Here is a 19,837-nt window from a genome sequence, read left to right as displayed (position 1 = left end):
CTAAAATAGAGTTTCCACCGCTATGTGGAACTAGTAGATAATGTGCATATTATCGCGAGTCACCAGGGAGGGTTTCGCTTGCTCAGACAAAATATATTCGGTTGGTCGGGGATCGCGCTAGGCGGCCTGGCGCTGTTATTGGCGATGGTGCATTTCTATGCCGGGCCATTTGCCCCTCAGCAGACGTTGGAAAGCCTTGTTGCGGGTAAAGCGGTGGCCATCAAAGAATCACTGCTGGCCTCATTGGCTGGCCAGCAAATCCCTGAAAAGGTCTCGCGGCCTCATTATGATGTGGATCGGATTTTGAAGATCGTCACTGCCGTATTGGCGGTGGGGGCCGTGATCCTGGGCGCCATTGCTGGTGTGTGTAAGGAAAATCCGCGCGCGGTTTCCGCTGCGGTATTGCTCGGTATTGGCACGCTGGCTTTTCAAATTGCCATGTTTGCTTTTGGCGTGATCATGACCATTCTTCTTATTGTGTTGGTATTGTCACTGATTTCTGGAATGGGTGTAGGCTGTTAGCTGCTTAGGCTCCGTCGTCGGAAACCTTGTCTCTGGGTGTCTTTCAAGGATTAAAAAGGTGCTGCAATCATGGATTTGCTGAAGTTTATCCTCCGTTTGCCTTTTACGTTGATAAAAGGCCTGTTCCGCCTGTTGGCCCTGATTTTTGGCCTGTTGGGGCGGCTGTTCAAGCCGGTGGTGGGCAACCTGAACTGGAATGCACCTGCCTGGTGGGAAGCGGTATCCGGCGGGGTGAAGCGCGGCTTCCTGCGGCTGGAAGGTGGGATAGACAAATATCCCAAAGCCATTAGCATGGCGTTGCTGGTGCTGTTGTGTGCCGCTGGTGGCGCCTTCTATGGATGGCACTGGTGGCTGAATCGACCACAGCCGATTGAACCAGCACCGATGGTGTACCAGGAAACCAGCGTGCGGGTATCCGATCCTGAGCCGGTTAACTATGCCGTGCAGAAACCTGCGCCGCAGCAGGTCACTCTCACCTTTAGAAACTCCGTGGCACCGTTGACCGATGCTGGCAAGGTCGTGGAAAAAGGCATCTCCATCAGCCCGGCCCTTGAAGGGCAGTGGAAGTGGAATAACGCCTGGACCCTGGTCTTCACGCCGAAAAACCCATTGCCGATGGGCAGCAAATATGAGGTTAAGCTCGAGCCCGCTGTGTTGTTGGCCCCGCAGATTAAACTCGCCAACACCCACTACAGCTTTAGTGCCCCGGCTTTTGACTATCAACTTGGGCAAGCTGAGTATTATCAAGACCCACAAGATCCGCAAAAGCGCAGCGCTATCTTCAACGTCAAATTCAATGCGCCAGTGGACGTGGCCAGCTTTGAAAAGCAGATCGCCATGGGGTTGATCGAAGCCAACGCCAAATCTGAAAAGAAACTCAATTTCTCCCTGGTTTACGATGCCAAGAAGCTGAACGCCTGGGTGCATTCTGAACCGCTGAAAGCGCTGGATCACGGTGGTAAAGTGCATCTGGTACTGGGCAAGGGCATCAAGTCGGTGGTGTCCGCCAATGAGATCGCTCAATCGAAAGACAGCTGGGTGTCGGTGCCAACTCTGTATAGCCTCACTGTGAAGGATGCTAGCGCCCAGGTGGTCGATAGCGATGGTAGCAAAGGCCAGCGTGCGCTGATCGTCGCCTTCAGCGATGCGATCAAAGACAAAGATGCCGGCCGCGCGGTCAAGGCCTGGCTGTTGCCGCAGCATAATCCTAACGATTCCGAAGCCAGTAACGAACCGGACGATTTTTATCAGTGGGGCGGGACCGAGAGCATCGAAAACAGCGTGATGGCTCAGTCTACGCCGCTGACGCTGACCCTGAATGAAGCGGAGGAGACCTATCAACCGCAGTTCAGCTTCAAGTTTGACGCACCGGCTCACCGCTTTATGCTGCTGGAAATCACCAATCTGATGACTTCTTCGGGCGGCTATAAAATGCCAGAGAAGGTCTACCGTATCGTCGAAGTACCAGACTTCCCGAAAACCTTGCAGTTTATGTCACAGGGTTCTCTGCTGTCGGTGAATGGTGACAAGCAAATCAGCGTGGCGGCGCGTAACGTGCCCGGCCTGCGTCTGGATATCAAGCGGGTGATCCCAAGCCAGCTGCAGCATATCGTCTCATTCAAAAGCAGCGAATACTCTTCAGCCCAGTTCAACCAGCTTAACGATGAATATTTTACCGAACACTTTAACTATCAAACGGTCATCAACAACGATCAGCCGGGTGAAGTGAGCTACAAGGGCATAGATCTCTCACGTTACCTGTCTACCAGCACGGATTCCCATCGCGGCGTGTTCCTGCTGACGCTGTCGGAATGGCAGCCGGAAAAGAAAAAGACGCAGGCCGCAGAGGAGGAAGGCGATCAGGGCGAGCAGGAAGGGGATGATTCACCAAGCGTAGGAGATTCGCGCTTTGTTGTCGTCACCGATCTGGGCATCATTGCCAAACGCTCGCAGGATAAAACGCGTGATGTGTTTGTCCAATCTATCCACAGCGGTGCGCCAGTCGGTAACGCCAAGGTTTCGGTGATCGCCAAAAACGGCGTGACGCTGCTCAGCCAGGTGACCGATGCCAATGGGCACGTGCGTTTCCCATCGTTGGACGTGTATACCAACGAACGTCAGCCGGTGATGTTCCTGGTGGAAAAAGAGGGCGATGTGTCCTTCTTGCCGACCACCCGCTACAACGACCGCGGGCTGGATTTCTCCCGCTTTGATATTGAAGGCGAAGAAACTCCGATCGATCCACGCACCCTGAGCAGTTACCTGTTCTCCGATCGTGGCGTGTACCGTCCGGGCGATACCTTCAATATTGGTCTGATTACCCGTGCTGCCGATTGGGGCGTAGCCCTGGCTGGCGTACCGGTGCGTGCCGAGATCCGCGATCCGCGCGACAAATTGATGACAACGGTGCCGCTGACTCTCGGTGGCAGTGGTTTCAATGAGTTGAGTTACACCACCGACGAGAATGCGCCAACGGGCGAATGGAACGTCTACCTGTATCTGATTGGCAAGAATAACGACACTTCCACCTTGCTCGGCCATACCGCTGTCAACGTGAAGGAGTTTGAGCCAGACCAGTTGAAGGTGAAGCTGGAGTTGACACCGAACCGGCAGCAAGGGTGGGTAAAACCTTCTGAGCTGCAGGCGAACATCGATGTGCAGAACCTGTTTGGCACACCTGCCCAGGATCGCCGAGTTACCTCGAAGCTGACGCTACGGCCAATGTATCCAAGCTTTGATCGCTTCCCGGATTACGCCTTCTTTGAGAACCGCCAGAATAGCGACGGTTTTGAAACCGAGCTGGAAGACCGTACCACCAACGAGCAGGGCGTGGCGAATATCCCACTGGATCTGAAGTCCTATGCGGATGCCACCTATCAGCTGCAACTGCTGTCGGAAGCCTTCGTCGCGGGGGGCGGGCGTTCCGTTGCCGCCACCGCTCGGGTGCTGGTGTCGCCGTATGACTATCTGGTGGGCGTGAAGCCAGACGGTGATTTAGGCTACATCAACCGGGGTTCGGCGCGGCATCTGAACGTGATTGCCGTCGATCCTTCCCTGAAACAGATCGCACTTTCCGATCTGAAGCAGGTGTTGATCGAGCAGAAATACATCTCGGTGCTGACCAAGCAGGATTCTGGCGTTTATAAATACCAGTCGAAGATGAAAGAGGTGCAGTTGTCCGAGCAGCCGTTGGCGCTGAGCGAGCAGGGCACCGATCTGACCTTGGCAACCGACACCCCGGGTGACTTTGTTCTGGTGATCGAAGATGCGCAGGGTAAGGTGCTCAACCGTATCGCCTATAGCGTGGCGGGCAATGCCAACCTCAGCCGTTCGCTGGATCGCAATGCCGAACTGAAGTTGAAACTGAACCAGGCGGAATATCAGCCGGGTGAAGAAATTGAAGTGGCGATCAACGCGCCTTATACCGGCAGCGGTTTGATCACCATCGAAAAAGACCGTGTCTATGCCTGGCAGTGGTTCCACACCGACACCACCAGCTCGGTGCAGAAAATCCGGGTTCCGGCCGGGATGGAAGGCAACGGTTATATCAACGTGCAGTTTGTGCGCGACGTGAACTCCAGCGAGATCTTTATGAGCCCGCTGAGCTATGGCGTCATGCCGTTTAAAATCAGTACCAAAGCCAGGCAAAACGGCCTGGAAATAGTGACGCCAGAGGTGATTAAGCCGGGTGAAAACCTGACCATGACGGTGAAAACCGATGGTCCACAGCAGGTGGCACTGTTTGCCGTAGATGAAGGGATCTTGCAGGTAGCGCGTTACCGCCTGAAAGATCCGCTGGAGTACTTCTTCCGTAAGCGTGAGTTGAGCGTGGAAAGTTCGCAGATCCTCGATCTGATCCTGCCGGAATTCAGTAAGCTGATGGCGCTTTCTGCGGCACCGGGCGGTGATGCGGGTGAAGGGCTGGATCTCAACCTGAATCCCTTCAAGCGCAAGCGCGACAAGCCGGTGGCCTATTGGTCTGGCATTACCGAAGTCAACGGCGAGAAGCAGTTTACCTATCCGGTGCCGGATTACTTCAACGGCAAGATCCGCGTGATGGCCATTTCGGTTACGCCAAACAAAATCGGCAAGGCCCAAACCTCAGCGACGGTACGTGACAACTTCATCATGACGCCGAACGTGCCTTACATGGTAGCACCGGGGGATGAGTTTGATGTCAGCGTAGGGGTCAGCAATAACCTTGAAGAACTGAACGGTAAACCTGTGGCGATCGCCGTGCAGTTGACGCCGCCGCCACAGTTGGAAGTGGTGGGTAAGGCCGAGCAAAGCCTGTCATTGGCGGAGAAGCGTGAAGGCGTGATCACCTTCCGCCTGCGTGCCAAGGCGGCACTGGGTGATGCTCCGCTGGTGTTTGATGCGCGTTACGGTGATAAAACCAGCCGCCGTACCGTTAGCACCTCGGTACGTCCGGCAATGCCTTACCGCACCCAGACGGTGATGGGCCGGATGAGCGGCAGCAGCCAGAATATTGATAATCTGCGGCAGATGTTTGATGCCTATGCGCAGCGTAGCGCGGCGGTATCTCACTCCCCGTTGGTGCTGACCAACGGCCTGGCGCAGTATCTGGCGGATTATCCGTACTACTGTTCTGAGCAGATCGTCAGCCGTTCCATTCCGCTGATCATGCAAAGCCAGCATCCGGAAATGAAAAGCAGCCTGAGTCAGGCCGAAGTCAGCAAACAGCTGAAAAACCTGCTCGGCGTACTGCGTTCCCGCCAGAACGACAGCGGGGCCATTGGCGCCTGGCGTTCATCGCCGGAAACCGATCCTTTCGTCACGCCATACGTGGTGCAATACCTGCTGGAAGCCAAAGCGGCGGGTTATGCCTTGCCGGTAGGGATGCTGGAAGATGCCAACGGTGCGCTGCGTGAACTTGCAGCCAACCGTTATGATGATATGTATCATCTGCGTTTGCGTACCTGGGCGGTCTACCTGCTGACCTTGCAGGGCGAAATTACCACCAACTCGCTGGCCTCGGTGCAGGATACGTTGCAGAAACTGTATCCAGACAGCTGGAAAACCGATCTGAGTGCCCTGTATCTGGCATCGTCTTACCGTCTGCTGAAAATGGACGATGAGGCTAATGCCTTGTTGCAGCCTAGCTGGAAGCAACTGAGCAAAGCCTATGATAAAGGCTGGTGGACGCAGAATTACTTTGATCCGCTGGTGCAGGACGCAACGCGTCTGTACCTGATCGCTCGCCACTTCCCGGAGAAGGTGTCTTCCATCCCTCCGCAGGTGCTGGAGAACATGGTCAAGGCGTTGAAAGAAGAGCGCTACACCACCTATTCTTCGGCGATGAGTATCCTGGCGCTGGAAAGCTACTCGGCTCAGGTGGCGGCGCAGGCCAATGCTAGCGATTCGCTGACGATTGCGCAGATCGGCAAGCAAGGTAACGTCGATCCGCAGGTGATTTCAGAGATGATAGGGCTGTTTGCCAAAGGCCAGTTTACGGCCGAGGCCAAGGCTATCCGCTTTACCAACAGCGCCGACGCTCCGGCCTGGTATGTGGTCACTCAGGCCGGTTACGATCTGGCTGCTCCACAGAAAGCCATTGCTCGCGGTTTGGAAATTACCCGTGATTACACCGATGAACAGGGCAAACCGGTCACTCAGGTAACGTTAGGACAGAAGATCAACGTTCATCTGAAAATCCGCGCCAATTCGAAAGAAGGGCAGAGCAACCTGGCGATTGTCGATCTGCTGCCTGGCGGATTTGAAGTGGTGCAGCAAACGGCACCAGAGCCAGAATCGACCGGCGAAGACGGTGAAGCCAGCGAGAATACGGATGCAGGGTGGCAGTCACCACTGGCTGCCTCGGGCTCCACTTGGGCACCTGATTACAGTGATATCCGCGAAGACCGGGTGATTATCTATGGTAGCGCCAGCACCGATGTGCAGGAGTTTGTCTACCAGATTAAAGCGACCAACACCGGTAGCTTTGTGATCCCTCCGGCTTATGGCGAAGCCATGTACGATCGTGAAGTGCAGGCCATGTCGGCCAGCAGCGGTAAACTGGTGGTTGTACCGGCGGAAAGTCAATAAGCCATCGCGATGCCCCGCAGCGTTGAGCTGCGGGGTTCGTGGGTATCGAGACTCCATGAAAATCCTTCCTGTATCTGCTGTGGCAAAACGCTGGCTGCAAAATATCCTGATGGCGGTATTTCTGCTGGCGCTGGGCCTGGTAGGTGCCCGGCTGTGGCCGCATCCTCCTCTTTCGCAGGGCGTGCCCTTCTCTACGGTTTACTACGATCGCCACGGGACGCTGATGCGCCTCACGTTGGCCAATGACGACCGTTATCGCCTGTGGACGCCGTTGGAAAAGATCTCGCCGTTGGCGGTGCAGGGTATTTTGCTGCATGAAGATCGCTGGTTCTATTACAACCCCGGATTTAACCCCGTCAGTCTGCTGCGTGGCTTTTGGCGCAGCTACGTAGCCGGCGGCAAAATGCAGGGCGGTTCGACCATCACCATGCAGCTGGCGCGCATGCATTGGCATCTGAATACCCGTACACCTGGTGGTAAACTGATGCAGGTTCTGCGGGCCGTGCAGTTGGAACTCCGCTACTCCAAGCACGATATTCTGGAAGCCTATCTCAATTACGCCCCCTATGGCCGCAATATTGAAAGCATCGGTGCGGCCAGCCTGATCTATTTTGCCAAGGCACCGCAGGATCTGACCTTGCCGGAGGCGCTGACGCTCTCGGTGTTACCACAGTCACCCAGCTATCGTATCGATCCTAAAACCGGCGTGTTGGGGCAAGCCCTGACGCAGGCCCGTAACCGCCTGTTTCAACGCTGGCAGGGCGTGTATAGCACCGACAGTAGTCAGCGTGCCTTGTTTCAACTCCCTTTGGCACTGCGCCAACCAGAACAGATGCCGTACATTGCTCCACACTTTATCGAACAGTTGCGTCAACAGACCCAGCAGTTAGTGCAGTTGGATACCCGTGTGGATACCACGTTGGATGCCGGGCTCCAGCGGCTGATCGAAAGGCAGGTGAACGCGTTTATCGTCCGTAACCAGAGCCGGGGGATCCATAATGCCTCGGTGCTGTTGGTGGATAGCCGTGATATGGGGATAAGGGCGCTGGTAGGCTCTGCCGATTATTACAACCGCGAGATCCAGGGGCAGGTGAACGGGACCAATGCCAAGCGATCCCCTGGTTCGACCCTCAAGCCCTTTATTTATGCTTTGGGGATGGAGCAGGGCGTACTGCATCCGATGACCATCCTGAAGGACGTGCCTTCATCCTTTGGCGCCTATGCGCCAGAAAACTTTGACCGACGTTTCCTGGGGCCGGTAACGGCGACGGATGCGTTGAATTTCAGCCGTAATATTCCTGCGGTGTACGTAGCTTCACAACTACGGCAACCGACGTTTTACCAGTTTTTAAGCCTGTCCGGCATCGCCAACTTGGCCAGTGAAAACCATTATGGATTGTCGCTGGTGTTGGGGGGCGGTGAAATCACTGCTCAGGAACTGGCGAAGCTGTATGCACTGTTGGCTAACCGGGGCGCATTGCGCCCATTACGGATGCAAAAGAGTGATGCCTATCCGCCACCAATCCGTTTGCTCAGCGAAGAAGCCAGCTTTACTACGCTGGATATGCTGCGCCAGCACCGCCGGCCTGGTGATACTTTGGCACAACGCTCGTCATCCCTGCCGGTCTATTGGAAAACAGGGACCTCCTGGGGCTTCCGCGATGCCTGGAGCGTCGGGATCTTCGGGCCTTACGTGCTGGTGGTATGGGAAGGGAATTTCGACAGCAGAGGCAACAACGTGTTTGTGGGGGCCGATGCGGCAGCCCCGCTATTTTTCAATATTATCGACAGCATTAACGCCAGCTATCCGGCCTTGCAGGAGCCGAAACACCCCTTCCCGAAACAGTTGAAGCGGGTGGATATTTGCTTGGCTAGCGGCAACCTGCCGACGCAGTGGTGCCAGCAGAAAGGCAAAGCCTGGTTTATCCCCGGCAAGTCGCCGATCAAGGTCGATACCGTCTATCGCCCGGTGGTGTTGGATATTCACAGCGGTGAGGTGGCCTGCCCGCCGTATGATGAAACACAAACCCGCACCGAAGTGTTTGAGTTCTGGCCTTCCGATCTGGCTAACGTGTTTGCGCAGGCTGGATTACCCAAGCGAGCTCCGCCGGTAAACCATTGCAAGGATAATGCGGTGGCGATCGGTGGCAGCCCGCCGCGCATTACCTCGCCGCTGAAAAATACCACCTATACCTTGCGGCAGTCGCAGCAGGGGCGTGACAAAATCTCCTTCAATGCGGTGACGGACGCGGACAGTAAAACGGTGTATTGGTTTGTCGATGATATTTATCTAGGCAGCAGCGGCAGTAAAACCGCCATCGATTGGCGGCCGGTCAACAATGGCCAGTATCGCATCCGGGCGGTGGACGATCATGGCCGGGCCGATAGCCGCCTGATCACCATTGAGCTGGTGAACTAAGATGCCTCTCCCCTCACCCTAACCCTCTCCCACAGGGAGAGGGGACAGATCGAGCGTGTTTGAAATGGTAGTGACTTACCTTGGATAAAGAAGGTTATTGAGTTTGCTTCTACTTCCAAAACAGCTTTAGAGTTTGCTTGAGATTTTCTCTTTACTGCCAAAAGAGCAGGGCCATCAGCTCGCAATCCTTGCGAAAGAGGGTTGGGATGAGGGGGCGTAAATGCCCGCTTTCTGCGCCATCGTCTGCAAATGACCAAAAACATTACCAACGCGTAAGCCGTTATGCTCATACTCGTTGGTGATCCACGGTGTCAAATTACCCACCTGTTGCGCCGTCGCCAGCGAGAGCTGCAAATCGACATACATATCGCTGAAATAAATGGCGGCGAATACCGGTACCTGATTGTCGAGCAGGCGATCGCTGTTATACAGCGGTGACCACACGCGGCGATCGGCCAGCAGCTTAGCAGGTTCATTGAAGGGGCGCAGAGCGGCGATCTCGGTGAACATCCAGGGATAGATCATTTCCCCGGTCAGGTAAAGCGGGCGCCGATCTTCGGCGAAAGCATTGAAGTTGCCCCGTTGCCGCTGGGCGGCCCAGTTGGTGGCCTTATCCTGTGCGTAGATACTTTCATGCAGCGCGGCAAACAGCGGATTCTCCGCGTAGCTGGTCAACGCCATCACCTGTGACAAAAAGGTGTCGCTGAATTCACCGTCCGGGTTGAAGGCTTCGTCAAACAGCCAAAGTAGCCGCTCGTAGCCTTCACTCATGCCAAGATCGATCCCCAGGCTTTGCAGGCGGCGTACGGTCAGCCGGTCGCCATCAGGCAACAACACCTCTTCCTGCTCCAGCTTGTCGGCAATCTGACCGATAAGCGGCTCCAGATGTGGGTAACGCTGATAGAAGATGCGATTTTTGGCGATCACCTGCGGATAGGTATGAGCGTAGACTTCATCGGCATCGGGCTGCAGGCTTGCCAGGCCTCCGGTCATAAAGCAGCAGTGTAGGCCTTCCGGAGCCTGAGAAAGATAGGTCAGCGTGATAAAGCCGCCATAGCTTTGCCCCAGCGTGCTCCACGGGCGATCGCCAAAGCAGTTTTTACGCAGATATTCGGCATCGCTCACTATCGAGTCGGCGCGGAAGCAGGCCAGGTAATCTGCCGCCTGGTGGGCGGTTAGCCCGGCAAGACTCTTACCTTCAATGCGGCTGCTGCGCCCGGTGCCACGCTGATCGAGCAGGATCACCCGATAACTTTTGAGGGCTTCGGCAATCCAACTGCTGCGTGCCGTAGGGCGTGGGCTTTTCCCTCCGGGACCACCTTGTAAAAACAGCAGACAGGGGAGTTGTTCATCACGGCGTAACGGGTCAACCAACTCACGGGCAAAGATCTCAATGGTGCGGGTATCCTTGTTATTGAACCAATTCAGCGGGACCTGGACCAGGTGTTCACGTACCCAGATCGCTGGCAACAAATATTCTCGTGCAACGCTCATGTTTTTCTCTCCCTGTTATGGTGTTCTCTTTTTTCTGCCGGTTATTTTAATGCCATATCGGTGTTTACCTGGAACGTTCAGATCTACTCTATTTTATCGATAAGCAACAATGGTCCGGAGTTTGAAGAGTGAACATCAGCGTAACAGGAGGAAGGAACTTAGCAAATGCACAAATGATTAAATTTCAGCCAATTTGTGTGAGAATGTGACTGAATAAGTATTCTTGACTGATGAATACAAAGTAAGGGCTGGTGGCGGGGGCCACCAGTCAACATCGCTCGGGCTCAGCCGTTATCGATAACGTCGGCAGCAAGGAACTCAAAGGGAGGGCTGGTTTTAAACTCAGCGGAAACCTCACCGGTAAAATCTGCCATCTCATCTTTACCCAGCGCCAGCTTTTTAACCGGAGCGCCAGCAGCAAAGTCGACCCGTTTCAGGTCTACCCAAAAAGTACTGCTGCCCAGTGCCGATTCAAAGTAATACAGCTTGTTCTTTTGATCGGCCAAGGTGCGCCAACGAGTGGAAGAAATATTGGGTTCTTCAGGGGTCGTGATGCCAAAGGGCACAGAAACATTGCGCATAACGCTCAGCACGCTAGAGGCTGCCAGCCTGGCCTGATGATATTTCGGGATAGCGTTGATATAAAACTGCGCGCGTACAAAACGGTCGGCAGCACGGTTTGTGCCAGGCAGCATGACGTTACCCCCAATCCCTTGCCAGTACTTGGTGATGGCCAACTGCTGCTCGAAGGTAGGGGAATTGGTCAGGACCTGATAGTCGCGGCTATGGTGAATCACTAATTTGCCGTTAATGTATTCGAAAATGGCACTGTCCCCACTGGCATCGGACAACGACAAATGAAGGGAGGCCAAACGTTCCTGGCCAGGCACACCGCCGGTCACAACGATAAAAGGGGCCTTTTCCAGTGAGTTAACCGCTTCTTGCACCGTGGCGAAGTTATCCAACGCATACTGTGCCCATGCTGCCAATGATAAGGTTGGCTGCTGGCCATCGAATGCCGGGTATTGAGATTCAACCAACCACAGCATATTGGCTACCAGACCTTTTTCATTCATACCATCGGTGGTTGCAACACCATAGGCGGAAGTCACGACGCTGCCGTATTTAGATGTCCATTTGATCGAGTTGCTGCCTGCATTACCATTGCGCTCCATTCCTTGTGGGAAAATCCACAGGTCAGAGTGCAGCTGTTCTTTCCAGTCCATAGTGCGGCCGGTGATCACCAGGTTATCTTCGCCGTGGTAGACCGCGCGAGTACAGGCCATTGCCAACTGTGGTGAAAACAGAATGCCGCACATAGACAGTAAAAGGGGGGTTATCAAAAGCGTTATATTCCAATTCACTGTTATCTCTCCTTGCTACTTTTTGTACAGTGTAGGCACTACTGACCCGTGGGGCAAAAACGAGAGCGCCAAACGGGATTTTCGTTTCGTTATTATTTATGTTTGACGATAGAATCAATCAATTACCTATCTCCTTGCCCCTGCAAACCGTGCAGCTTGCAGGGGCAAGGAGATAAAATGCATGATTAATCTATGGAAAAAATCACTCTATGAAGGTGTTGTACCAGGACGAACATCTGATCGCCGTTAACAAACCCTCAGGTTGGCTGGTGCATCGTAGCTGGCTGGATCGTCACGAGACGAGGTTTGTCATGCAAACCGTGCGCGATCAGATTGGCCAGCACGTATTTACCGTACACCGTCTGGATCGTCCTACTTCCGGCGTATTGCTGATGGCGTTGTCCAGCGATGTGGCTCGGTTATTGTCGCAACAGTTTGAACTGCATCAGGTACAGAAAACCTATCACGCGGTGGTGCGGGGCTATGTTTTAGAGGGCGGCACCGTTGACTATGCGCTGACGGAAGAGCTGGATAAGTTGGCGGATAAACATGCCAATCCGGATAAAGGTCCAAAACCGGCGGTAAGTCATTATCAGCCTTTGGCAACGGTGGAGATGCCGGTGGCGATTGGCCGCTATGACACTTCGCGCTACAGCCTGGTTGAGCTGAAACCAGAGACCGGGCGTAAGCATCAGCTGCGTCGTCATATGGTGCACCTGCGCCATCCGATTATTGGTGATACCGCTCACGGCGATCTGCGGCAAAACCGTGGGATGGCCGAACATTTTGGTTGTTCACGCCTGATGCTTCACGCCAGCCATCTTCAACTTACTCATCCGGTGAGCGGCCAACCGCTGCATATTTCCGCGCCCTGGGAAGCGGATTGGCAAGGTGTCATGTCACAATTTGGCTGGCATAACGTGCTGCCAGAACTTGAGTTTCCGCAGGCTAACGGTCAGGATAGCTAATCATTTTTTAACGGTCATAAGGGAGCAGCAACGATGGCTCAGGTCGGCATTTTCGTCGGAACGGTCTACGGTAACTCTTTGTTAGTGGCGGAAGAGGCAGAAAATATCCTGCAACAACAGGGCCATGAGGTCAAAGTGTTTGAGGAAGGGACGCTGGCAGAGTGGCAGTTTTATCGTCAGCATTATGCGCTGGTCGTGACTTCCACCACCGGGCAAGGGGACTTGCCTGACAGTATTGCCCCCCTGTTCCAGGCTATTCGCGACCAGGTGGGCTATCAGCCGGAGCTGCGTTATGGCTTGATTGCTCTGGGTGATAGCAGCTATGACAACTTCTGCGGTGCCGGGCGTACCTTTGATGCTTTGCTGCAGGAGCAGGGGGCGACGCGCGTAGGTGAAGTGCTGGAGATCGATGCGATCGAGCAACCTGAACCGGAAGTGGTTTCCTGCCCGTGGGTAGAGCAGTGGGGCGCCTTGTTGAAATAGCCTCTCGATGCCTGGTGGCGAGCGGCCAGGCACGACTTTATTCCTGCTATCGGTCTGGGATAGTGTGGGGAATATAAAGAAAAAAAACCTAATCCCTTAAGCACTCAAGGCCGCAGCCATCAAGCGTTAAAGAATTAGGTTTTGCCTGCCGGAGCAGTAATAACTCTATCGATTACCGATTTACCCTATTCACCCCTAACCCTCTCCCACAGGGCGAGGGGACTGAACGTGCCACAACTTACCACCTGTACCTGCCTGCGACTCCGGGCTCGCTCCCTCTCCCAATCTCTGTGTTTATGAGATCCCTGGACTCTACAGCGGGAGAGGGCAGGGGTGAGGGGCGACCAATCGTCCTAAACTGACAAATAGTAGACCGAGGGTGGCAGTTATTTACCGCGCGTCAGCTTTTCCAGGTCGGATTCGATCTCGGCAATCTTGTTGGTGACCACGTTTTGCAGATGCTGCAGGTCATCGAGGATCTTGCGTTTCAGATCCACTTCCACCTGGTCGCGCTGGCAGAGTTGATCCAGTTCATCGATCACGTAGCGCAGGTTAGGGTTGATCTCATGGATCTCTTTGTAACCCTGGCCGGCATTGTCTGCTACCACGGTTTTGCGCTGGCGTGGATACTTGAACTTCACGCTCTTGGCAAAGAACTCGCCCTTATCTTTGCGGAAGTAAATCTTGAGGATGTCGTTATTGGCCTCCTGACGCAGGCTATAGCGATCGATATCTTCCGGTTGATTGATACCCAAGCTTTTCAGGTTGTCATACATAATAGCGCCACCTTTTAATCAACTATATTTGCCTGATTAGCCAATATGCAGTGTTGTGAGCTGCAAACTGAAACACATCAGGAATATTCCACTGCCAGAGAGTATGGCGAAAACGCCCGTCACAGACTGTGACGGCCCGCGTATTGAAGGCAAAAAAATGGCGGGTGCTGCACCCGCCGTTCAAGCTTAGTCGATAGTGCGCAATAACTCATTAATCCCGACTTTGCCACGGGTCTTGGCGTCCACTTTCTTGACGATCACAGCGCAATACAGGCTGTAGGAACCATCTTTGGAAGGCAGGTTGCCGGATACAACCACGGAGCCAGCAGGTACGCGGCCATAGTGCACTTCACCGGTTTCACGATCGTAGATGCGGGTGCTTTGGCCCAGATAAACGCCCATTGAGATCACCGAACCTTCTTCCACGATCACGCCTTCAACCACTTCTGAACGCGCGCCGATAAAGCAGTTGTCTTCGATGATGGTTGGGTTGGCCTGCAACGGCTCCAGCACGCCACCGATGCCGACGCCGCCGGACAGGTGAACGTTTTTGCCGATCTGCGCACAAGAGCCTACGGTGGCCCAGGTATCTACCATGGTGCCTTCGTCGACGTAGGCACCGATGTTGACGTAAGAAGGCATCAGCACGGTGTTACGAGCGATAAATGCCCCCTGACGCACGGTAGCCGGTGGCACTACGCGGAAGCCTTCCTTCTGGAAGCGAGCTTCATCGTAGTCAGCGAACTTCATCGGCACTTTGTCGTAATAGCGGGTTTCTGCACCGTCCATTACCTTGTTGTCGTTGATACGGAAAGACAGCAGGACGGCTTTTTTCAGCCACTGATGGGTAACCCATTGCCCCTCGATCTTCTCGGCAACGCGCAGGGCGCCGCTGTCCAGCAGGGCGATCACCTGGTTTACCGCTTCACGCGTTACGGTGTCTACGTTGGCCGGGGTAATATCCGCGCGGCGTTCGAAGGCGCTTTCAATAACGTTCTGTAATTGCTGCATGCTGTTCTCTGTCCTGATTTTATTTACGAAAGGTTACTTTTATCACATTTTATCGGTTGGATTGAGTGCCTCTGTCAACCGTTGTTCTAATTTTCTGCGTGTTTGCGGATCCAGCGCCCGGCGATCGGCATCGGCCAAAATAAACAAATCCTCGACCCGTTCGCCGATAGTGGAGATACGTGCGCCGTGCAGCGACAGGCCCAGATCGGCGAAAACCTCACCCACGCGTGCCAGCAGGCCGGGCTGATCGAGGGCAATTAGCTCCAGATAGCTGCGGCGATCGGTATGAGTTGGCAGGAAGCTGACCTCTGTCGGTACGCTGAAATGGCGTAGTTTGGACGACGGACGTCGAGCGCGCGGCGGTTGATAATCTCGCTGGGTGATAGCTTGCTCCAGCGCATGGCGGATCGCGGCATGACGATCCTGGGCCAGCGGGCTGCCATCCGGCTCCAGCACGATAAAGGTGTCCATGGCCATACCGTCGCGGTTGGTGAAGATCTGGGCGTCATGCACGCTGAGATTGCGCCGATCCAGCTCACCGGCAACGGCGGCGAACAGATAAGGGCGATCCGGGCTCCAGATAAAGATCTCGGTGCCGCCACGCGTGGCCTGGTGGCTGACCAGCACCAATGGCTTGGTTGAGTCATGGGCCAGCAGGTGGCGGGCGTGCCAGGCGAGCTGATTCGGCGAGTGACGCAGGAAATAGTCGGCGCGGCAGCGGCTCCAGATATGGTGCAGCGCTTCTTCATCGATATTATCCATACGCAACAGTGCCAGCGCCTGTAAACGATGGTGGCGCACCCGCTCGCGTAGGTCCGGGCTGTTCTGCATACCACGACGCAGTTGCTTCTCGGTGGCGAAATACAGCTCGCGCAACAGGCTCTGTTTCCAACTGTTCCACAAGGTCTCGTTGGTGGCACAGATATCGGCGACCGTCAGGCAAACCAGGTAGCGTAGACGGGTTTCGCTTTGCACTTCGCTACTGAACTGCTGGATCACGGTCGGGTCCTGAATGTCACGCCGTTGCGCGGTAACCGACATCAGCAGGTGGCAGCGTACCAGCCAGGCAACCAGCTGTGCTTCGCGTGAGTTCAAGCCATGCAATGCAGCAAACTCCAGGGCGTCTTGGGCGCCTAAAATGGAGTGATCGCCCCCGCGCCCTTTGGCGATATCGTGGAACAGCGCTGCCAGCAACAGCAATTCCGGGTGAGGCAGGCGAGGATAAAGCTCCACGCACAGCGGATGGCGTGGGCGAGTTTCCTCATCGGAGAAGCTTTCCAGCTTTTGCAGCACGCGCACGGTATGTTCATCGACGGTATAGGCATGGAACAGGTCAAACTGCATCTGGCCGACGATGCTGCCCCATTGCGGCATATAGGCCCACAGCACGCTGTGGCGATGCATTGGCACCAACGCCCGTGAGACCGCGCCTGGGTGTCGCAGAATGGCCATAAACAGCTCTCTGGCCTCGGGAATGTTGCACAGTGGCTGTTTCAGGTGGCGGCGCGCATGGCGCAACTGGCGCACGGTGGTGGAGTAGATGCCTTTGATTTCGCGGTTGCGTACCATCAGGTAGAACATGCGCATGATGGCTTCGGGCTGGCGGATAAACAGCGTTTCGTCGCGCAAATCGATCAGATCGCCACGCAGCTGAAAATCATCGTTCAGCGGGCGGGGTTTCTCCGTGGCGTCCAATGCCAGGATCGCTTCATCGAACAGCTGTAGCAGCATGTGGTTCAGCTCGCCGACGCGGCGCGTCATGCGATAGAAATCCTTCATCATGCGCTCTACCGGTTCATTGCCTTCCCCTTCGTAGCGCAACAGCTGGGCCACGCTGAGCTGGCGATCGAACAGCAGGCGGTTGTCATAACGCGGCAGCGCCAGGTGCAGGGCAAAACGAATACGCCACAGGAAGCTTTGGCATTCGTTCAATTCGTTGCGCTCGGCCTGAGTCAGGAAGCCAAAACCGACCATCTCATCGAGCGAGGTGGCGCCGAAATGGCGGCGGGCCACCCACATCAGCGTATGAATATCACGCAGGCCACCGGGGCTGCTCTTGATATCCGGCTCCAGGTTGTAGCTGGTACCGTGATAGCGCTGGTGGCGTTGCTGCTGTTCGATCAGCTTGGCGTCAAAGAATTTGGGCGAAGGCCAGAAGCCGTCGCTGAAAATGTGCTTTTGCAATTGCAGGAACAGGGCGACGTCGCCGCAGATCATGCGGGATTCGATCAGGTTGGTGGCAACGGTCAGGTCCGCCAAGCCTTCCAGCAGGCACTCTTCGAGCGTGCGCACGCTGTGGCCGACTTCCAGTTTGAGATCCCACAGCAGGGTAATGAATTCACCGACGCGAGCGGCCTGTTCATCGTTCAGGCGAGTCTGGCTGAGTACCAGCACGTCGATATCAGACAGCGGGTGCAGTTCACCACGGCCATAGCCGCCGACGGCCAGCAGCGCCGTTTCAGGGATAGTGTCAAAGCCGTAAAACAGCCACAGCCGCCGCAATAGCCGATCGATAAACTTGCTGCGCGCCGCCACCAGGCTTTCGGCACTGGCACCAGCATTGAAGGCCGCTGCCAGCCACTGCTGAAACTGCTCAAGCCGCTGTTTGAGGGCCAGGCAATTGATATCTTCATCGGCATAGGTGCTGGGAGCATCCGGCTTCTTGGGTACGGCCGGGGTTTCTAGCTCACGATAATTTTCAGACATGTTTCGCCGCCCATAAAAAAAGCCGGCATAGGCCGGCTTGTCACAAGAACCCTGCGGTTCTTACATCTCGTGCGTAATGATGTTGGGGATGGTGTCATCCTTGCGCAACGTCATTATCTCGCAGCCGTTATCAGTCACCACAATAGTATGCTCATACTGTGCCGACAAGCTGCGATCTTTGGTTTTCACCGTCCAGCCGTCTTTCATGGTGCGGATGCGGTAATCACCGGCGTTGACCATAGGCTCAATGGTGAAGGCCATACCGGCCTGTAGCACCACGCCGCCGTCATCGGCATCGTAATGCAGTACCTGCGGCTCTTCGTGGAAACCTTCGCCGATGCCGTGGCCGCAATATTCGCGCACGACGGAGAACTTCTCTGCTTCAACAAACTGCTGGATGGCTTTACCCAGAGTGCGCAGGCGGATACCCGGTTTGACCATCTTCAAGGCCAGATACAGGCTTTCCTGGGTGATACGGCACAGGCGCTCGCCCAGAATGGTGGGTTTACCGACGATGAACATCTTGGAGGTGTCGCCGTGGAAGCCGTCTTTGATTACGGTCACATCGATATTGACGATATCCCCGTCTTTCAGCACCTTGTCGTCACTTGGGATGCCGTGGCACACCACTTCGTTCACCGAGATACAGACCGATTTTGGGAAGCCGTGGTAGCCCAGGCAGGCCGAGATCGCCTGCTGTTCATTGGTGATATGCTCGTGGCAGATCCTGTCCAGCTCGCCGGTGGTGACGCCGGGTTTAACGTGGGGCTCGATGATTTCCAGCACTTCTGCGGCCAGGCGGCCCGCAACGCGCATCTTTTGAATGTCATCAGGTGTTTTAATTGAAATTGCCATGAAAGTTAGTCCGCAGGTGTCGTTATGGTCGACAAGGTAGAAAGATAAGGCATTGAGTTATGGTATCAGCCCGGCTTGAGGCTGCCAAATTTCATTTGTGAAGGGCTAGGCCAACTGCAACAAAAGTTGGTGTCTGGGGCGGCTTTATGGTATAAAGCGCGCCGGCAGATCCGCATTCGGCCTTGAGTGCCAGTGAGGAAATGACCGAGGTAGTTTTAACTGCACTCACATTGTGTAAATAACACACACGTATCGACACATCCGCCGGGGTGCCTTGAGATGACTCACGTCATTGTCCGGGTCGGCGTTATGGGATACGTGGAGGCATAACCCCAATCAACTCTAATAGAGGTTTTAATCATGGCAACTGTTTCCATGCGCGACATGCTCCAGGCTGGTGTACACTTTGGTCACCAGACCCGTTACTGGAACCCGAAAATGAAGCCTTTCATCTTCGGCGCACGTAACAAGGTTCACATCATCAACCTGGAAAAAACCGTACCAATGGCCAACCTGGCTTTGGCTGAACTGACCAAGATCTCTTCCCGTAAAGGTAAGATCCTGTTCGTTGGTACCAAGCGCGCAGCAAGCGAAGCGGTAAAAGAATATGCTAACGGCTGCGATCAGTTCTTCGTGAACCATCGCTGGTTGGGCGGCATGCTGACTAACTGGAAAACGGTTCGTCAGTCAATCAAACGTTTGAAAGATCTGGAAATCCAGTCCCAAGACGGCACCTTCGACAAGCTGACCAAGAAAGAAGCGCTGATGCGCACTCGTGAACTGGCCAAGCTGGAAAACTCCCTGGGTGGTATCAAGGACATGGGTGGTCTGCCAGACGCTCTGTTTGTTATCGATGCCGATCACGAACACATCGCGATCAAAGAAGCCAACAACCTGGGTATCCCGGTATTCTCTATCGTTGATACCAACTCCGATCCAGACGGCGTTGACTTCATCATCCCTGGTAACGACGACGCAATCCGTGCAATCAAATTGTACCTGACCGCCGTTTCTGCCGCCATCCGTGAAGGTCGTTCTCAAGATCTGGCCGTTCAGGCGGAAGAAAGCTTCGTAGAAGCTGAATAATAAGGTCAAGCCCTTATTAACCAGGTATTGAATATGTTGGTTAGGGGGGCCTTTAAGGGCCCCCTTTGCTTATCTGAATGAGAACTA

Annotated in this window: 12 protein-coding genes; 6 read left to right on the top strand and 6 right to left on the bottom strand. The window is 54.8% G+C overall.

All coding sequences use genetic code 11. The features are described from left to right. Positions 1-78: 78 nt before the first annotated feature. The 3 genes from yidI to pbpC all read left to right on the top strand — a co-directional run bounded on the left by yidI (position 79) and on the right by pbpC (position 9,007). A complete protein-coding gene (gene yidI / locus AC6HVW_RS05555; protein WP_021806116.1) occupies positions 79-522 on the top strand; it encodes an inner membrane protein YidI in 444 nt (147 codons plus the stop codon). Positions 523-591: 69 nt separating this feature from the next. Next, the gene (locus AC6HVW_RS05550) at positions 592-6,588 is read left to right on the top strand and encodes an alpha-2-macroglobulin family protein (RefSeq protein WP_186485916.1); all 5,997 of its coding nucleotides are present in this window, start codon (positions 592-594) and stop codon (positions 6,586-6,588) included. Between the two features lie 55 nt (positions 6,589-6,643). Continuing rightward, the gene (pbpC, locus tag AC6HVW_RS05545; protein ID WP_071682802.1) at positions 6,644-9,007 is read left to right on the top strand and encodes a penicillin-binding protein 1C; all 2,364 of its coding nucleotides are present in this window, start codon (positions 6,644-6,646) and stop codon (positions 9,005-9,007) included. Between the two features lie 174 nt (positions 9,008-9,181). On the opposite strand, the gene AC6HVW_RS05540 is transcribed toward pbpC, so the two are convergent. After that, entirely contained in the window at positions 9,182-10,501 is a 1,320-nt protein-coding gene (locus AC6HVW_RS05540; RefSeq protein WP_059201642.1) for an alpha/beta fold hydrolase, read from the bottom strand. Positions 10,502-10,785: 284 nt separating this feature from the next. Further along, positions 10,786-11,865 carry a linear amide C-N hydrolase gene (locus AC6HVW_RS05535; RefSeq protein WP_390900614.1) on the bottom strand — a complete coding sequence of 360 codons (1,080 nt, stop codon included), beginning with the start codon at positions 11,863-11,865 and terminating at the stop codon, positions 10,786-10,788. A gap of 209 nt (positions 11,866-12,074) precedes the next feature. Here AC6HVW_RS05535 and truC point away from each other — a divergent pair, with 209 nt between their 5' ends. Together truC and AC6HVW_RS05525 are read left to right on the top strand one after the other, a co-directional pair. Next, complete coding sequence (gene truC / locus AC6HVW_RS05530) at positions 12,075-12,833, top strand: tRNA pseudouridine(65) synthase TruC (protein ID WP_065684162.1); 759 nt, start codon at positions 12,075-12,077, stop codon at positions 12,831-12,833. Positions 12,834-12,866: 33 nt separating this feature from the next. Then, positions 12,867-13,316 carry a flavodoxin gene (locus AC6HVW_RS05525; protein WP_021806110.1) on the top strand — a complete coding sequence of 150 codons (450 nt, stop codon included), beginning with the start codon at positions 12,867-12,869 and terminating at the stop codon, positions 13,314-13,316. 386 nt (positions 13,317-13,702) lie between these two features. On the opposite strand, the gene AC6HVW_RS05520 is transcribed toward AC6HVW_RS05525, so the two are convergent. From AC6HVW_RS05520 to map, 4 genes are all read right to left on the bottom strand, one after another. Then, complete coding sequence (locus tag AC6HVW_RS05520; protein WP_021179904.1) at positions 13,703-14,092, bottom strand: DUF3461 family protein; 390 nt, start codon at positions 14,090-14,092, stop codon at positions 13,703-13,705. A 186-nt stretch (positions 14,093-14,278) separates the two neighbouring features. Continuing rightward, positions 14,279-15,103, bottom strand: coding sequence for a 2,3,4,5-tetrahydropyridine-2,6-dicarboxylate N-succinyltransferase (gene dapD / locus AC6HVW_RS05515; protein ID WP_021179905.1), 825 nt, complete (start codon positions 15,101-15,103; stop codon positions 14,279-14,281). Between the two features lie 42 nt (positions 15,104-15,145). Then, a complete protein-coding gene (gene glnD, locus AC6HVW_RS05510) occupies positions 15,146-17,809 on the bottom strand; it encodes a bifunctional uridylyltransferase/uridylyl-removing protein GlnD (RefSeq protein WP_497569296.1) in 2,664 nt (887 codons plus the stop codon). Positions 17,810-17,869: 60 nt separating this feature from the next. After that, on the bottom strand, positions 17,870-18,664 hold the full coding sequence (map, locus tag AC6HVW_RS05505) for a type I methionyl aminopeptidase (RefSeq protein WP_021179907.1): 795 nt from the start codon (positions 18,662-18,664) through the stop codon (positions 17,870-17,872). A gap of 360 nt (positions 18,665-19,024) precedes the next feature. On the opposite strand from map, the gene rpsB reads away from it, so the two are divergent. Beyond that, a complete protein-coding gene (gene rpsB / locus AC6HVW_RS05500) occupies positions 19,025-19,750 on the top strand; it encodes a 30S ribosomal protein S2 (protein ID WP_021179908.1) in 726 nt (241 codons plus the stop codon). Positions 19,751-19,837 lie beyond the last annotated feature (87 nt).

It is taken from the genome of Serratia sp. NCCP-200 (assembly GCF_059697885.1).
This window is presented reverse-complemented; position numbering and strand designations above follow the sequence as displayed.

What these genes read in the sequence shown, in the direction of transcription:
- map (WP_021179907.1), bottom strand. Translation starts at nt 18,664, where the DNA reads ATGGCAATTTCAATTAAAACACCTGATGACATTCAAAAGATGCGCGTT.
- pbpC (WP_071682802.1), top strand. Translation starts at nt 6,644, where the DNA reads ATGAAAATCCTTCCTGTATCTGCTGTGGCAAAACGCTGGCTGCAAAAT.
- rpsB (WP_021179908.1), top strand. Translation starts at nt 19,025, where the DNA reads ATGGCAACTGTTTCCATGCGCGACATGCTCCAGGCTGGTGTACACTTT.
- dapD (WP_021179905.1), bottom strand. Translation starts at nt 15,103, where the DNA reads ATGCAGCAATTACAGAACGTTATTGAAAGCGCCTTCGAACGCCGCGCG.
- glnD (WP_497569296.1), bottom strand. Translation starts at nt 17,809, where the DNA reads ATGTCTGAAAATTATCGTGAGCTAGAAACCCCGGCCGTACCCAAGAAG.
- truC (WP_065684162.1), top strand. Translation starts at nt 12,075, where the DNA reads ATGAAGGTGTTGTACCAGGACGAACATCTGATCGCCGTTAACAAACCC.
- AC6HVW_RS05520 (WP_021179904.1), bottom strand. Translation starts at nt 14,092, where the DNA reads ATGTATGACAACCTGAAAAGCTTGGGTATCAATCAACCGGAAGATATC.
- AC6HVW_RS05550 (WP_186485916.1), top strand. Translation starts at nt 592, where the DNA reads ATGGATTTGCTGAAGTTTATCCTCCGTTTGCCTTTTACGTTGATAAAA.
- AC6HVW_RS05525 (WP_021806110.1), top strand. Translation starts at nt 12,867, where the DNA reads ATGGCTCAGGTCGGCATTTTCGTCGGAACGGTCTACGGTAACTCTTTG.
- AC6HVW_RS05540 (WP_059201642.1), bottom strand. Translation starts at nt 10,501, where the DNA reads ATGAGCGTTGCACGAGAATATTTGTTGCCAGCGATCTGGGTACGTGAA.